Here is a 16,584-nt window from a genome sequence, read left to right as displayed (position 1 = left end):
TCATCTGCCTCGCCCGCCGCCGGGTCGACGTCCTGCACGCCATGCTCCGCACGCATACGCCGTACCAGCACAAACCGGCAGAAAGACTCGCCCTCGCCGCTTGACAGAAACCATAGGGACACCCCCCGATGATCGAATCGAGGTGGCTCACACCCGCACCGGCGGCATCCCCGCTCTCCTCGTCACCCCGCACACCGTTCCCATCCGTGCCCGAAACCGGCAGTGAGGGCCCGTCACTCACGGCGGTAGCGATCGCCGCCGGCCGCCCCACACCGCAATCACCGAACGGTTCGCCGAGGTTCCCACCACGACAGCTCCGTCCCGGTCCCGTGATCCGTCCCGGTCCCGTGATCCGTCCCGGAGCGGCGTCCGTCCCGGAGCGGCGTCCGTCCCGGACCGGCGTCCGCTGGCTGGGTTCGTGACGTCACCTACGACGAAGGGCGGCAGCGAGTCTCGCACTGGCACCGGAGACCCACGCGTCATGGCAGCCGTCCGCGACGCCGCCGATCATCCACTGACGCTTTTGGCCCTATCCCGGACTTCGCCGGAGCCCTGGGGACCTGACCCGGTACCGCGGCATGCTGGTGGGCCGAGTGAACTTGCGAGAAGCGCCGGCACGTTACAAGGCAATCCGCACCACACGACCTCGCATAAGCGGAGTCGATCTTCATCAAGCATCGAATTGTCAAATCGCCGGATTGTCTCCGAGTCGGGAGTGGTGAGGGAAGATGTTGATGCCGGGCCGAGTAAATTTGGCATGATCAACTTTGAGGTGGGGCTTACACTTCCTCGCGTCGACGCAGGAGAATTGAGGTATGCCGCAGCTCCAATTGTTCAGCAAGGAAGAGATTTCCGGGATGCGTGACTGGAGTGTGCGCCGGAACCATTCTCCGGCCGCTGAGCAATTCCGTCGTGCACACGAGCGTCACCGCATTTGGGGTCTGCGCAGGCGTCACGCCGAGCGCCTCCGCCGTCTCCACTCCCGCGACGAGGCGGCTCAGTCACCCGCCCGCGTGCCGGAGAGCACCACGTCCGTCCGGACGGACGGCGTCGCACCGCCGACCCCGGTCGATGCACGTCCCACTTCGGAACGAGGCGTCACGCCTGTGTGGCCGGGTAGCGTCGCGGTGCTGCGTTCGGTCGATGCGCGGCCTGCTCCGGAACGAGGCGTCACGCCTGTGTGGCCGGGCAGCGTCGCGGTGCCGCGTTCGGTCGATGCGCGGCCTGCTCCGGAACGAGGCGCCATGCCTGTGCGGTCGGGCAGCGTCGCAGCGCCGTGCTCGGTCGATGCGCGGCCCACTCCGGAACGAAGCGGCAGGGACCCGGTCGAGCGGTCGGCAGCACAAGGTCAGCTGATCGGTTACGGCATGATCCAGCCCAATGGCCGCCGACCGGAGCAGCGACTCGACCGGCCAAAGTGCGCCTCGCCCCGTGCGCGCACGACGCGCTGCCTGGCAGATCGAGTCCCTGAGCTGCACGAATACGCCGATGAGACGGGCGCTCCGCGAGGCTTCGCTCAGCAGACCGGCGCCACCGCCGCGGGCGCACTCGCTGATCAAATCACCGACCCCGCTGAACGCGACTGCCCATCGCTTGAACGGAGCTGCGCCCGTCAACCCCTCCGAGTGCAGCGGCCCGCCGATAATGCGCGCCGACCACGAGGGCGAGCCGATCGCGCCCGCGTGCGACCACTCGAAGCCGGGCAAGCACGCCGAACGCAACCGCACCTATGTAGAGGTCACCGAACACAGGGCTCGTCAACCAGTGTCGCGCGTCCGCGTCAGCCGCCGATCCGGCCGACCGGGTCGGGGTTGATGGGGGTTGGGGAGTTCGCTGTCGGTGGCTTTCCTGGGCTGGCTGATCTGGTCGGCGGTTGCTGGGGGGTTGGGAAAGCTCGCTGCCGGTGGCTTTCCTGGACTTGTTGGGCCGGTCCGGTCGGGAACTGTTGGGGGTTGGGAAAGCTCGCTGCCGGTGGCCTTTCTGGACTTGTTGGGCCGGTCCGGTCGGGAGCTGTTGGGTTGTGGAGCCTGCGGCCAATGGCTTCCCTGAGTCCCGCCGATCTGGTCGGGGGATTTGGGTTAGGGCGTCGGCGGTGGCTTTCCTGAGCCGGCTGATCTGGTCGGGAGTTGGCGGGGTTGTGGAGTTCGCTGCCGGCGGCTTTCGTGAGCTGGCTGATTCGGCGGGGGTTGACGGGATGGATAGCTTGCCGCCGGTCGCTTTCCTGAAATGGTCGGGGGATTGGTGAAGAATGGCGGGATCAGGCCGTCCCGTTTGACGCCGTCTTTTCGAAGAAGAACCGGTCGCTGTGACGCTTAGCCCCATTCGCATCCTTCTCGGTCGGCTGCGGCTGATGGGCGAGGTCAACGGGAATGTCTGATTCCGTTCGGGATATGGGTGGTGATCTCCGAGTCGATGTGGTTTCGAGGTCGGGTTCGGTGGGCCGATCCTGGTGGCGGCTTCGGCGGCGGTGGGGGCCGCTAGGAGGATTTGACGCCGGCTCCCAGGGCGGTGCGTACCGTGTTGACCAGTTTGTCGCGGTCGAATGGCTTGGCCAGGATCGTCGATCCGGGCTCCAGGTTGTTGCCCTGGTCGTCGAAGAGTGATTCGGCGTACCCGGAGACGAAGACGACGCAGAGGCCGGGCCGTCGCCCGGCGGCGATGCGGGCCAGTTGGCGGCCGTTCATGCCGGGCATGACCACGTCGGTGACCAGGGCCGCCACCTCGCCGCCGTGTCGTTCCAGCAGGCGCAGGGCCTCGCCGGCGTCGGGCGCGGTGAGCACCCGGTAACCGGCGCCGCTGAGGATCCGGGCGGTCACCTGGAGCACCGCCTCCTCGTCGTCGACCAGAAGCAGCGTCTCGCCGCCGGCCGGGTCCTGCTGGGCGGTTTTCGGCGGCGGGGCCGCGGGGGCGGCGCCGGCCATCGCGGGCAGGGTGAACGTGACGGTGGTGCCCTGCCCGGGCCGGGAGTCGATGGTGAGCTGGCCGCCGGCCTGGCTGACGATGCCGTGTGCCGTGGACAGGCCCAGCCCGACCGTGCCGGTGGTCGACTTGGTGCTGAAGAACGGTTCGCAGCAGCGTTCGCGGACTTCGGCGTCCATGCCGGTGCCGGTGTCGCGGACCTCGACCGCCACCCGGTCGTCCCGGGCCGAGGTGGTGATCGTGACGACGCCACCGTCCGGCATCGCCTCGGCGCTGTTGCGGACCAGGTTGCGCAGGACCTGGGTGAGTTGCGCCGGGTCGGCCTTGACGGTGGGCAGGCCGCTGCCGAGGTCCAGCCGCAGGACGGTGTCCGGTCCGGCGGCCGCCCGCAGCGACGTCTCGCTTTCGCGCAGCAGCGCGTTCATGTCCAGGGCGGTGGGCTGGTTGACCTCGCGGCGGCCGAAGGCCAGCAGCTGCTGGGTGAGGCCGCGGGCGCGTTCGCCGCCCTTGACCACCTGGGCCAGGTCGTCGATGAGGCTTTCCGCGGTGTCGGCGGGGATGCTGCCGTCGGCGCGACCGTCGTTGATCGACTCGATGGCGAGGTTCACGTAGCCGAGGATGGCGCCGAGGATGTTGTTGAAGTCGTGCGCCGTGCCGCCGGCCATCCGGCGCAGGGCGTGCAGGCGTTCGGCGTCGCGGGTCCGGGCGTCGTCCTGCCGTCGCTCGGTCTCCTGCCGCAGCCGCTCCTCGGCCTGGGTGACGTCGGTGACGTCGTCGACCATCAGCACGCCGCCGGTCAGGCCGTCCTCCCCGTCGTGGATGTGCCGCAGGTGCACCCGCAGCGAGAGGATCTCGCCGTCCGGCCGGGTGATCCGGTGGGTGAAGCGCAGTTCGGTGTCAGGGCCGGCGCCGTGCAGCAGTTCCAGGGCGGCGTCCTGGGCGGGCCGGTCCAGGCAGGCCAGCCAGCCGTGCCCGAGGAGGCGGTCGATCGGGGTCTGGAGGATCTCGGCGAATCGCGGGTTCACGTAGTCGGCGTGTCCGTGCCGGTCGATGATGCCGATGCCGACGGGGGAGGCCACCGCCATCGCCTCGAACCTGCGTTCGGTGTCGTGCAGCGCCCGTACCTTCTCGATCAGTTTGGCGTTGACCGCGTGCAGGTGGGCCTGGGCGAAGTTCTCGCCGGTGTCGAGGTCGACGGTGACCGGCCCGGCGGCCAGCGCGGATTCGATGGCGTCGAGCAGGGTGCCCGGGTCCTGGGAGCGCAGCACCACCTGGCTCACGCCGCACGCCTCGGCCAGCGGCCGGGTCTCCGGTTCCAGGTAGTTGGCGGTGTAGAAGATGACCGGCGCGGAGGCGGCCTCCCGGTCCGGGTCGGCTCGCAGCCGGTGGACCAGTTCCAGGCCGTCGATGCCGGGCATCAGCACGTCGGAGACGACCACGTCGGGGTGGTGGGCGTGGGCCAGCCGGAGCGCGTCGGCGCCGTCCTTCGCCTCGATGACCTCGTGACCTCGGAAGCCGAGCAGCATGCGCACGATGTCCCGGTTGGCGGCTACGTCGTCGACGACCATCACTGTCGCCACCGCGGCTCCCTCGAGAAGAGAAGCGTTTGATCAGGATATGTCCGTAATAAAGGGTAAAGCATGTACGTTGATGCTGAAACAGATTCGGATCTTCGGGGGTGCTGCCGTGCTGGGGAGAGCCGTCTCTCTGGTGGCCGCCGGCGCCGTCACAGCCGGCGGCCTGACGATGGCCGCCCGCCGGATCCGGCGCCACCTGAACCGCTACCACTACCTCGCCGAGATCCTGGACCAGACCGGCACGCCGGCGTTCGTGAAGAGCCTCACCGGGCGCTACCGGCTGACCAGCGCCGCCTACGACCGGTTCCACGGCATCCCGTACGGCGGCGCCGCCGGCCGCTACGACCGTGACGTGCACCCGCCCGACCGGCTCGACGAGTTCCGCCGCCGGGACCGGGCGGCCCTCGCCGCGGACGGCCCGGTCGCCTTCGAGGACGAGATCCCCGACGCCGGCCGGACCCGGCGGTTCGTCACCACCCTGTACACGCTCCGCGATCACCGCGACCGGCCGTACGCGATCTTCGGGGTGAGTGCCGAGGTGACGGAGCTGGCCGTGACCGAGCCGGGCCGCCGCTCGCAGGCGCACGAGAACGCCCAGCTCGCCGCGATCGTCGAGGCCTCCCAGGACGCCATCGTCAGCAAGTCGCCGGACGGCACGATCAAGACCTGGAACCCGGGCGCCGAGAGCCTCTACGGCTACACCTCCGAGGAGATGATCGGCAGCGACATGACCCGCCTGCTCCCGCCGGACCGGCTCGGCGAGGAGCGGGAACTGCTCGGCCGGGTGCTCAGCGGCCAGGCCCTGAGCCGGTTCGAGACCCGCCGCCGGCGCAAGGACGGCACCGTCATCGAGGTGTCGCTGAGCATGGCCCCGATGCGCGGCGCCGACGACGCGGTGATCGGCGCCTCGACCGTGGCGCACGACATCACCGCGCGGGTCCAGGCCGAGCAGCGCCGCCGGGTGGAGCGCGAACAGCTGGAAATGATCATGCAGGCGGCCAGCGACCCGTTCTTCACCATGGACGCGGCCGGCGAGATCACCGAGTGGAACCGGCAGGCCGAACACGTCTTCGGCTGGCGGCGCGAGGAGATCCTCGGGCGGGACGTGACCGGCACGATCCTGCCGGAGCGGTACCACCCGGCGCTGCTGCGGCTGCTGGACGGCCGCCTCGAATGGCTGCTGGACCGGCCGACCGAGATCACCGCGCGGCACCGGGACGGCCACGAGATCCCGGTCGAGCTGACCATGTGGTGCATCCGGCACGACCACAGCCCGCACTACCACGGCTTCGTCCGGGACATCACGGCCCGCCGGCAGACCGAACAGGCCCTCGCCGAGGCCCGCGACCAGGCCATCGAGGCGGCCCGCCTGAAGGCGCAGTTCCTCGCCTCGATGAGCCACGAGATCCGTACGCCGATGAACGGTGTGATCGGCCTGACCAGCCTGCTGCTCGGCTCCCCGCTGGACGAACGGCAGCGCCGGTACGCCGAGGGCATCGGCGCCGCCGGATCGGCCCTGCTCTCGGTGATCAACGACATCCTCGACTTCTCCAAGCTGGAAGCCGGCAAGGTGCTGCTGGAAGACGCCAACTTCCAGGTGGCCCGGCTGATCACCGACGTGGTGGCGCTGGTCGCCCCGCCGGACACCCAGAAGGCCGTCACCGTCGGCGGCGACTGCGACCCGGAGCTGCCCGCCACCGTCTGCGGCGATCCCGGCAAGCTGCGCCAGGTGCTGCTCAACCTGGCCGGCAACGCGGTCAAGTTCACCCCGCACGGCCGGGTGGAGATCGCCGCGACGCTGGACCGTACGGTCACCGCCGGCCCGGACGCCGTACCGATCCGGTTCGAGGTGCGCGACACCGGCATCGGCATCGCGGCGCCGGAGCGGGAGCGGCTGTTCGAGGCGTTCACCCAGGCCGACGCGAGCACCACGCGGCGGTTCGGCGGCACCGGCCTGGGCCTGGCCATCAGCCGCGACCTGGTGGAGCTGATGGGCGGCCGGATCGGCGTGGAGAGCGTGCCGGGGGAGGGCAGCACCTTCTGGTTCGCGATCACCCTGCGGACCGCCCGGGAGGGCCTGGACCTGTTCGACCGGCACTCCCTGGACGGGCTGCGGGTGCTCGTCGTGGACACCGACGAGGAGGACCGCACCGTCCTCATGGAGCAGCTCAGCGCTTGGTCGATGGACGCCACCGGGGTCGGCGACGAGGACGCCGTCACCCGGGCGCTGGCCGAGGCGGCCGCCGCGGGACGTCCCGTCGACCTGGTCATCGCGGGCGTCGAGAGCACCCCGGTGGAGCGGCTGGTGCCGGCCGGCTGCCCGGTGCCGAAGACCGTCCTGCTCGCCGCCGACCCCGGTCACCTGCCCAGCGAGACGGACCAGCGGGTGTCCGGGGCGTTCGCCAAGCCGCTGCGGCAGGCACAGCTGTTCGACGCGCTGGCCGGGGTGCTGAGCGAGGTCGACGGCGACGGCGTGGTCGGCACGGTCGCGGGGAATCCGCCGGGCCGCGGTCACCTGCTGGTGGTCGAGGACAACGAGATCAACCGCACGGTCGCGCTGGGCATCCTGGCGAACCTCGGCTACACGGCCGACGTGGCGGTCAACGGCCGGGAGGCGGTGGACCGCGCCCTGAGCCGCGACTACCAGGCCGTCCTCATGGACTGCCTGATGCCGGAGATGGACGGCTACCAGGCGACCGAGGAGATCCGCCGCCGTGAGCCGCCCGGCCGGCACGTGCCGATCATCGCGCTCACCGCCAGCGCCCTGGCCGAGGACCGGGCCCGCTGCCTGGCCGCCGGCATGGACGAGCATCTGGCCAAGCCGCTCCTCCCGGTGGCCGTCGCCCGCGTGCTGGACCACTGGGCACAGGCGACGCCGCCGGACCTCGCCGAGGTGACGGCGGAGATCGAGCGGCGGCTGGACCACCTGCGCGGACCCGACCCGGCGGCCACCGCCGGCGCGCTGGCCGGACTGCTCGCCACCCTCTCGGCGAAGATCCCGGAACACCTGGACCGGATCGAGCACGCCCTCGCCTTCGACGACACCGGCGCCACCCGTACCGAGGCGCACCAGCTCATGGGGGTGCTGGCGAACCTCGGCGCGGGCCCGGCGACGGCCGCCTGCGGCCGGATCGAGTCGGCGGCCCGCGCCGGTGACGTGGACGCCGCCGTGACCGCCTACACCGAGGCCCGCCCGCTGATCCTGACGGTCCGCGACGCCGCCGACCAGATCCGGCGGCGCCCGGTGCGGGCCGGCGGCGGATAGCGACGCCGGTCAGGTGCCGACACGTTCCCGGCGGTCGGCGTAGAGGCTGGTCACGGTCACGGTGGCCAGGGTCAGGCCGATGACCGCGAGCGACGCGTCGGTCGGGATGTCCGGCACGCCCGGCCAGACACCGTGCGCCCAGTGCAGCACCAGCTTCACGCCGATGAAGGCGAGGATGACGGCGAGCCCGTAGTTGAGGTGCCGCAGCCGGTCCAGGACGTTGTGCAGCACGAAATACAGCGCCCGCAGACCGAGCAGGGCGAACGCGTTCGTCGCGAACACCAGGTACGGGTCCTCGGTCACGCCGTAGACGGCCGGCACCGAATCGACGGCGAACACCAGATCGGTCATGAAGACGGCCACCACCACGAGTGCCAGCGGGGTGAGCGCGCGCCGCCCCCGCTCCACCACGGTCAGCCGGCCGCCGTGGTAGCCGCCGGTCACCGGCATGAGCCGTCGCATCAGCCGCACGCTGCGCATGGTGTCGATGTCGACCCGGTACTCCTCGTGGCGCATCGCCTCCCGGAACACCTTCACCGCGGTCGCCAGCAGCACCGCCCCGAACAGCAGGAACGCCCACGCCCCGCTGCGCAGCACGACGGCGCCGGCCGCGATGAAGACGGCCCGCAGCACCAGGGCGCCGGCGATCCCGTACAGCAGCACCCGCTGCGCCAGGCGCGGAGGTACGGCGAACGCCGCCAGCAACAGCATGAAGACGAACAGGTTGTCGACCGACAGCGACTTCTCCACCACGTAACCGGTGAAGAACTCGACGGCCGGGCGCTGCCCGTACACCTGCCAGAGAAGGACCCCGAACGCGGCCGGAAGCGCGAGATAGAAGAGTGACCAGCCGACCGCCTCGCGCATCCCCACGTCGTGGGGGCGGTGGGTGATCGCGAAATCGGCGGCGAGCAGGCACAGCAGAACGGCGATGCTGATCGCCCAGAGCTGCGGCGACGCGATGGACGGAAGATCGAGCACAGGGCCCCCTCGGACACGTGTCATCGTCCGAGGTCTCCCTCACCCGCGCACATCGGGCGAACCCGCCGCACGCCGGGCGAACGCACGAGGGCACGTCCGCGTGCCCGTGGTGACCGCCACGCTCCCGTGGAGGTACTCCCCTCGGGGGCAGCATAGGCAGACCCGGCCCGGCACACCATGCCAACCATGGATTCCGCCGTTTCGGTTGACGGCCGCCGCCACCGGGGGGACGGTGGGATTCCGGCAGCTCATCGCAGCCGCCGGCGGCCCCGAGGAGGTCCGCGATGCTCGTCGAGATCGTGCTCGGCAGCCTGCTGATCCTCTGCATGCTGATCAGCATGGCGGCGCTGTCGTCACCCCATCACCGGCACCGCCGCCGGCGCCGGCACGGCTGATCCGCCGTCGCGGCTCAGATCAGGTCGCGCAGGGTGGCGGCGAAACGCGCGGGCGCGCGCAGATGCGGAAAACCGGGCCGTTTCGCGGCTCGCGCCGGGACTCCCCGGGAGAACCAGCACCGGTACGCGTCCCGCAGCCGCCGATCCCCGCGCGGCACCGCGAACTGGCGGTACGCCGCCGGCACCCCGGCCAGGTCGGCGTCGCCCTCGTGCGGCTCCGGGCTCTCCGGTGGCGCCTCGGCCGGCTCGTCGAAGGCCGGCTCGTCGAAGGTCAGCACGGCGCGGGTCGCGTAGGCGGCCGCGAACGCCTCCGCCAGCAGCGCGCCCTCACCCTGGCCGACCAGCACCGGGGCGCGGTGCAGTTGCAGGTCGCGGACCAGCACGGCCAGATCCCGGGCGAGCGCGTCCAGGTCGTTGTCGCCGCGCTCGGCGGACTGGCCGTGACCGGGGAGATCCACGGCGATGACACTGCACGGGCCGGTCAGCTCGGCCGCGACCGGCCACCAGATGGTGCGGTCGTAGAACAGGCCGTGCAACAGGACCACCGGGCGGCCGTAGCCGCCCCAGCGGTCGTAGACGAGCAGATTCTTCGGGGTTCCGTAGGCGTGGGTGGTGCGGCGCGGGGGTTGAGGATGCACGGCGTGGGTCTTCCTGAATCGGGGGGATCCCAAACATGCAGCCTTACCCGGCGCCACACCAAACATTCCCCGAAATTGATCTCCGCACGTCCCCCGTACGTACTCTGACCAGGTCTCTAGCGGCCGGTGGTGCTGAAATGCATGTAGTCCTTCAAGGTGGTCCAGTGGCCGCCCCACGTGAAGCCCTCGCGGGTCACGGCGGTGACCGCGCCGTTCGCGTGCAGCATGCCCGGGCGGTGGGCGTCGCGGGCCAGCCAGGCGGCGCTGTTCGGCGGGTCGAGGTAGTCGCCCCGGATCATCGGGTTCTGCCGCGGATTGATGTCGAAGGCCCGGCCGTACGCATGCTGTGACCAGGTTTTCGTGCCGGCCACGTAGCGGCACTCGTAGCCGAGCGTGAGCACCGTGGGGTCCGGGACGACGGCCGGGGGCATCGCCATGATCGGGAAGCGGCGGCGGTAAAGGCCGGCGAACGCCCGCTGGGTGGGCCGCACGAGGGTGCGGTGCATGGTGAGGTGGCCGTCGTGGGCGCGGCCGTCGAAGCCGAGGTAGCGGACCCAGATGCGGCGCAGCTCGGTGGCGCGCAGCGGGCAGCGTGCCGGTTCCGGGGCGGTGAGCCGCTCGACCCGGGTGCGCCAGCCGGGCAGCGGGGCGGCGGGCGGGGTGAGCCGCAGCATGCCGTCCACCGGAAGCGTCCGCAGACCGTTCCATTTCCGCAGGTCGGCGACGCGGTGACCGTAGCGGGCGGCGACACTGGAGAGGGTGTCGCCGGGCCGGACGACGTGCACCGGCGGGCCGGGCGGAAGCAGGAGCAGGGCGGCGAGCAGTCGGATCACAGCTGTCCAGTCTTCCCGGCCGGGCGCCCTCAGTCGGACATGACGCGATTGCGGCCGGCCTCCTTCGCCCGGTAGAGGGCGTGGTCGGCGCGGGCCAGCAGCTCGTCCAGCGTGGTGTCGCCCGGGCCCAGACTGGTCAGGCCCACGCTGATCGTCACCGGCAGGGGGCCCGCCTGGGTGAGCACCGGCTCGCCGGCGACCGCCAGGCGGATCCGGTCGGCCAGCTCTTCGGCGTGGCCGCCGTGGTCGGGCAGGACCGCGGCGAACTCCTCGCCGCCGTAGCGGCCGAGCACGTCCGAGTGGCGCAGCCGGTTCCGGATCCGGGCGGCCACGGTACGGATCACCTCGTCGCCGACGCCGTGCCCGTACGTGTCGTTGATCGCCTTGAACTTGTCGATGTCCAGCATGACCGCCGCCAGCTGACGGCTGTTGCGGGCGGCCGCCTGCACCAGGGCGCCGGCGATCGCGTAGAAGTGCCGCCGGTTGTGCTGCCCGGTCAGCTCGTCGGTGGTGGCCAGCTCCTGCACCCGGCTGAACAGGCGGGCGTTCTCGTACGCGGTCATGCCCTGGGTGGCCAGCGCGCCCGCCACCTGACGGCTGGTCCCGTCGAGCCCGGAGCCGCCGAGCAGCACCAACCCGACCGGGCCGTCCCGCCCCACCAGAGGAACGGTCAGCGCCCTCGGTGCGCCGCCGAGCACGCGTTCGCGTACCCCCGCGGTCTCCTCCAGCCCGAGCAGCTCGGGCGTGTCGCCCGGGGTGAGCCGCACCATGGTCCCGACCGCCTCGGCGGGCGCGGCGCCGACCACCTCGAGCACCTCGCCGCCGGTGCTGATCAGGCATCCGGCCGTCGCGCCGAGCTGGGTCCGCAGCGTGCCGCACAGATGCCACAGCAGCCGGTCCGGCTCCAGGATGGCGCTCATCTCGGCCAGGCTGGCCCGCAGCATCTCGGCGAGCGCCTGCTGCTGCCGGGCGGCCTGCACCTGCGAGTGCAGCTGCGCCGCCCGCGCGGTCTCCAGCGACACGGCGACGTGGCTGCTCACCGCGGTCAGCACGGCGACGTCGTCGTCGGTGAAGACACCCCGGGCGAGCCGGCTGTCCAGGTAGACGATCGCCACCATCCGGCCCTTGAACTGGACCGGCGCGATCAGGATGCTGCGCAGCCCGTGCACCACGGCACTGCGCGAACCGAGCGCGGCGCCCTGCTCGGTGCCGGCGACCACCAGCGGCTCCCCGGCGCCGGCGACCCGGCGGACCAGCGTGGACGCGTACTCGTCGCTCTCCGGAAGATCCCCGGAGGCGTCCCGGGCCGCGTACCGGACCGGCTCGCCGGCCTCGTCCAGCAGGAAGAACACCGCCCGCTCGGCGCCGAGGATGCGCAGCATCTCGTCGAGCGCGACGCTGGCCAGCTGCTGCGGGTCCAGGATGGTCGCGGCGGCCGTGCCGACCTGCTGCAACGCCTCCAGATGCCGGTTGCGGCCGGCCGCCGGGCGGCGGTCCGCCACGGTCCGCCGATGGGTGCCGGCACCCTCGTCGACGCCGAACTCGGCACGTGTCTGCCGGCGCCGCTGCTCCCAGCCGTGGAACATCGCCATACTGAGCGCGAACCGGGCCTGCCGGTCCGACTCGTTGGCCATGCCCAGGGCGCGCATCGCCCGGGCCCGGATCCGGAACACCTCGTACTGGATGAACGGCGCGTCCACCTTCCGCAGCCGCCGTTCCGCCTCGTCGGCGAACCGCAGGCAGCGCTGCGGGTCGCCGGCCGCCAGGTGCCAGGACGCCTTCGTGGTCAGGTGCACACAGCGCAGCATCGGGGTGCCGCCGACCCGGCCCAGCGCCCGGACCGCCTTCTTGGCCTCCGTGAGCCGGGCCGGCCGGTCGGCGTCCGAGGCGAAGCGGAACTGGAGGAGCCGGCCGTGCGCCTGGTACATGAAGAACCACCGGTGCTGCGGCAGCATCTCGGCGCGGCGCAGCTTGAGCGCGTGGAACTCGGCGATCACCTCCTCCAGCTGCGGCCCCACGTCGCCCTGCTCGATCAGCAAGCAGGCGGCGGCGGTCAGCATGTTGGCCCGCTGGACCCGGGTGCCGGTGCCCGGCGGGAACGCCGCGCGCAGCCGCTTCAGCGCCGCCGCGGCCTCACCGAACCGGCTCTGCCCGGCCGGGATCATCACACTCAGCATGCCGAGCGAGGTGCCCAGCACCTGTTCCCGGTCGGGCAGGTTGTGCATGCCGCGCTCGTACTCGCGGGCGCTCTCCTCCACGTAGCCGCGCAGCAGATAGCGCATCGACAGGGTGGCGTAGCCGGGGATCAGCTGGGCCGGAACGTACCAGCGGGCGTTGCGGGTGGTGGTCCTCTCCCAGATGCTGCCGTCGTCGGCGCCGCCGATCATCAGGGCGCAGCCGCGCATCCACTCCACGTACGCGCCCAGCCCCGGGTCGTCGAGGCCGGCGGCCGCCGCCGCGGCCCGGCGCAGGCAGCGTTCACTCGTGGCCCGCAGCTTGATCACCGCGGTCACGTAGCCGATCAGGGCGTAGACGCGGACGTACTCGGGACACGGGCCCAGCCGGTTGACCGCGTACACCGCCCGCAACGACAGGGCGGCCGCCTCGGCCAGGCGCAACCCGAGCGCGGCGGCATAGCCGCCGGCGTCCAGCACGTCGGCGAGCACGGCCAGGTTCTCCCGGCGCCGGCCACGCGCGGTTCCGAAACCGATCCGGGTACGCCGGACCAGCCGGCCCATGAACGCCACCAGCAGCGACGCGATCAGCAGGGGCAGCACCCGGCCCGCCAACGGCTTACGCAGCTCGGCCAGCGCGTCCCGGGTCGCCTCCAGAGCCCGGCTGTCGTCCCAGACCGTGTGGTACAGCTCGATGCGGGTGGTGAGCAGCCGGGCCCGCGCCAGCCGGTCCGGTTCGGCGGCCAGCGCCCGGTCCAGCACCTCCCCGGCCAGCTCCAGCCGGCCCGCCCGCAGATAGGCCTGGGCCAGCGCGTGCAGCAGCCCGGTGTCCGGCGACGGGTCCCCGGCCACCGCCTCGGTCAGGTAGCGGATCGCCTCGTCCGGCGCCTGGTCGGCCAGGGCACGCCGGCCCGCCTGCGCGGCGCTGCGGCGGCGGGCCTCGGGCGGCACCTCGTCACCGGCCGCGCCGTAGTGGCGGGCCACCGCGTACGCGTGCCCCTCGTCCCGCAGTTCCTCCGGCAGCGCCTCCAGGGCCCGGGCCAGTTCGGCGTGCACCCGCCGCAGCCGGTCCTCGTCGAGCTGCTCCAGCAGCACGTCGCGCAGCTGGGGGTGGACGAAGGCGTACCAGCCGTCGGGGCGCGGCTCCAGCACGTGCCGGTCGGCCGCGGCCGTCAGCGCGGCCAGCATCGGGTCCGGGTCGCCGACCGCCAGCAGCGTCGCGGCCCGGAACCGGACCCCGGCCACCGCGGCGACGGCCAGGTGGTCGAGCGTGCCGGCCGGCAGCACGGTCAGGCGGGTGGCGAGCAGATCGAGGACGTCGGCGACCGCCGGCAGCGCGTCCGCCCCGGCGACGTCCAGGTGCCAGGCACCCCACACCGGGCACAGCAGACCCGCGTCGAGCAGCCGCAGCAGGTAGCTGACCACGGCCAGGGGCGTACCGTCGGTCCGCGCCGTGACGTGCCGGACCAGCTCCCCGGTCACCTCCGCGCCGGGCAGCCGGGACGCGATCAGCTCGGCGACCGCGGGCCCGGACAGCGGGCCGCAGTCGACCTCCGTGATCCCGGGGCTGTCCAGGCCGGCGGCCGGATCACCGGCCCCGTCCGGGGAGGTGAGCAGCACCAACGCCGGCAGCCCGGCCAGGTCGGCGGCCAGTTTCTCGAGCAGCTGCCGGGAGCCCGAGTCCAGATGCTGGGCGTCGTCGATGACCAGCAGCAGCCCACCGCTGCGGGTGGCCAGTTCGCTCAGGAAGGTGGTTCCGGCGCCGAGCACGTGCTCGTCACCGCCGGCCGGCGCGGCGTCGGCGCCGGGGGAGCCCAGCTCGCCGGAGATCCGGGCCAGCAGGCGCGGCCCGGCCGCCGCGGCCGCCTCCGTCGCCAGCCGCTCGACCGCCGTGCGCCGGGACGTGGGCAGCCGGCGGACCCCGGCCAGCCAGTTCCGTACGCCCTCCCGGACCGCCGACAGCGGGGTCGCCTCGCCCTCCCGGCAGGTGGCCCAGAACATCGGGAATCCGGCTGCCTCCGCCTCGGCGGCCAGCTGCTCGGCGAGCCGGGTCCGGCCGGAACCGGGCCCGCCGCGGATCACCGCCACCCCGCCGTGCCCGGCGCGTGCCCGCTCCCAGCGGCGGGTCAGCCGCTCCGTCTCGGCGGCCCGGCCGCGCAGCGGCCACGCGCCCACCGCGGACTGCTCGGTGGCCGGTCCGCCCGGACAGTCACGCAGAGCGTCGAGCAGCGACCGGGCGTCCTGGAAGCGGTCGTCCGGGTCCTTGGCGAGCAGCCGGTACACCACCTCGGCCAGCGCCGGGCTGATGCCCGGGCGCAGCACCGCCAGATCCGGGACCGGGGCGGCCAGGTGCAGGCGCAGCAGCTCGCCGACGTCCTCGGTCTCGAACGGCAGCCGCCCGGCCAGGCACTCGTAGAGCACCACGCCCAGGGAGTAAAGGTCGGAGCGGCCGTCGACCGGGCGCTTGAGCATCCCGGACTGCTCCGGCGACGAGTACAGGAAGGTGCCGACCGCCTGATCCGACGGCCCGGTCTCCTCGCCGAGCTGCGCCAGACCGAAGTCGATCAGTTTGGCCGGCTGATCCTTGCCGACCATGATGTTGCCCGGCTTGAGATCGCGGTGCACCAGCCCGAGCCTGTGCGCGGCGGCCAGGCCCCGGGCCAGCCGGGCGGCCAGGGCGACCACCCACTCCTCGGCCAGCACCCCACCGGCCAGCTTGTCGGCGAGGGTGCCGCCGGGCAGATGCTCCAGCACCAGAGCCGGTACGCCGTCCAGGTCGCCGACCGCGAAGACCCGCACCACCGCCGGATCGTCGATGCAGGCCAGCAGCGCCGCCTCGCGGGCGAACTCGGTCCGGATCCGCGGGTACTCGGCGGCGTCGGCGAGCGGGCGCTTCAGCGCGTACCAGCGGTCGCCCCGCCGGGCGCGGTGCACCATCGTGAACGCGCCACGGCCGAGCTCGTCGACCACCTCGAGGCCGGTCAACCCTGTATCCGTCACGGGAACCTTCACTTCGCGTCCGGCGTCACGAAAACCTCTTCGGCCGGAAACGGGCATTGCTGAACGAGTCTCAGAGCGACGCCGCGAGCTTCTGCAGCGCCTCCTTGGCCCCGGTGGTCAACGGCTCGCCGTGACCGGGAAGGATCGTCTTCACCTCCAGGCCGGCCAGTTTCTTCACCGACGCGGCGGCCAGGGTGGCGTCCGCCGTGTACTGCGGCGCGGAGCCCTCCAGCCCGTTCTGGTTGCGCAGCGCGTCGCCGGTCACCAGCACCCCGGTCCCCGGTTCGAAGATCGACACATGGCCCAGGGTGTGCCCCGGAGTGCCGATGATCTGCAAGCCGAACACCTCGTCGCCGTCCTTGAGCGGGGTCAGCGTCTTGCCCGCGGCGTCGATCGCCGCCACGTCCGCGGCACCGGCGGACAGGGTGGCGCCGACCAGCGGGGCGATCGCGGCGAGGCCGCCCGCGTGGTCCTGATGCTGGTGGGTGAGGATCACGTGCCGGACCGAGTCCCACCCCAGGCCGGCCGCCTTCAGGCCGGCCTCCACCGACGTCTCCGACCCCGGGGTGCCGGTGTCCACGACGGCCACCTCCTTGCCGCGGACCAGCAGGTAGACCGAGACGAACGAGAGGTCGACCCGGCGCCAGTCACCGGTCAGGCCCGGCGGTGGAGCGGCCGCCGACGGCGTCCCCGTGGGATCGGCGGACGAACACCCCGTCACGGTGTTCAGAACGGTCACCCCGAGGACACCGGAGCCCCCGGTCAGCAGCAGTCTGCGGTTGAGCCTGAGGTCACTCATAGA

General features: G+C 72.3%; 7 protein-coding genes. 1 reads left to right on the top strand and 6 read right to left on the bottom strand.

Annotation, left to right across the window (positions count from 1 at the left end; genetic code table 11):
- Positions 1 to 2,477 precede the first annotated feature (2,477 nt).
- Positions 2,478 to 4,499: an ATP-binding response regulator gene (locus tag J5X75_RS38780; protein ID WP_307798550.1), complete on the bottom strand. Its 2,022-nt coding sequence runs from the start codon at positions 4,497 to 4,499 to the stop codon at positions 2,478 to 2,480.
- A 70-nt stretch (positions 4,500 to 4,569) separates the two neighbouring features.
- Here J5X75_RS38780 and J5X75_RS38775 point away from each other — a divergent pair, with 70 nt between their 5' ends.
- Complete coding sequence (locus J5X75_RS38775; protein ID WP_208472703.1) at positions 4,570 to 7,761, top strand: PAS domain S-box protein; 3,192 nt, start codon at positions 4,570 to 4,572, stop codon at positions 7,759 to 7,761.
- A 9-nt stretch (positions 7,762 to 7,770) separates the two neighbouring features.
- Here the strand turns inward: J5X75_RS38775 and J5X75_RS38770 are convergent, their stop codons facing one another.
- From J5X75_RS38770 to J5X75_RS38750, 5 genes are all read right to left on the bottom strand, one after another.
- Positions 7,771 to 8,742, bottom strand: a complete 972-nt coding sequence (locus J5X75_RS38770) for a TerC/Alx family metal homeostasis membrane protein (RefSeq protein WP_307798548.1) — start codon at positions 8,740 to 8,742, stop codon at positions 7,771 to 7,773.
- A gap of 409 nt (positions 8,743 to 9,151) precedes the next feature.
- Positions 9,152 to 9,775 (bottom strand): alpha/beta fold hydrolase, encoded by a 624-nt coding sequence (locus J5X75_RS38765; RefSeq protein ID WP_208472701.1) that lies wholly within the window; start codon positions 9,773 to 9,775, stop codon positions 9,152 to 9,154.
- A 116-nt stretch (positions 9,776 to 9,891) separates the two neighbouring features.
- Complete coding sequence (locus J5X75_RS38760; RefSeq protein ID WP_208472700.1) at positions 9,892 to 10,608, bottom strand: M15 family metallopeptidase; 717 nt, start codon at positions 10,606 to 10,608, stop codon at positions 9,892 to 9,894.
- Between the two features lie 29 nt (positions 10,609 to 10,637).
- Positions 10,638 to 15,767 (bottom strand): diguanylate cyclase, encoded by a 5,130-nt coding sequence (locus tag J5X75_RS38755; protein WP_238490723.1) that lies wholly within the window; start codon positions 15,765 to 15,767, stop codon positions 10,638 to 10,640.
- 85 nt (positions 15,768 to 15,852) lie between these two features.
- Complete coding sequence (locus tag J5X75_RS38750; protein WP_208472698.1) at positions 15,853 to 16,581, bottom strand: MBL fold metallo-hydrolase; 729 nt, start codon at positions 16,579 to 16,581, stop codon at positions 15,853 to 15,855.
- Between the last annotated feature and the right edge of the window lie 3 nt (positions 16,582 to 16,584).

Source organism: Actinoplanes flavus, assembly GCF_017592555.1.
Classification (GTDB): Bacteria; Actinomycetota; Actinomycetes; order Mycobacteriales; family Micromonosporaceae; genus Actinoplanes; species Actinoplanes flavus.
Note: the sequence above shows the minus strand (reverse complement) of the source record. Positions and strands in the feature narration are given on the sequence as shown.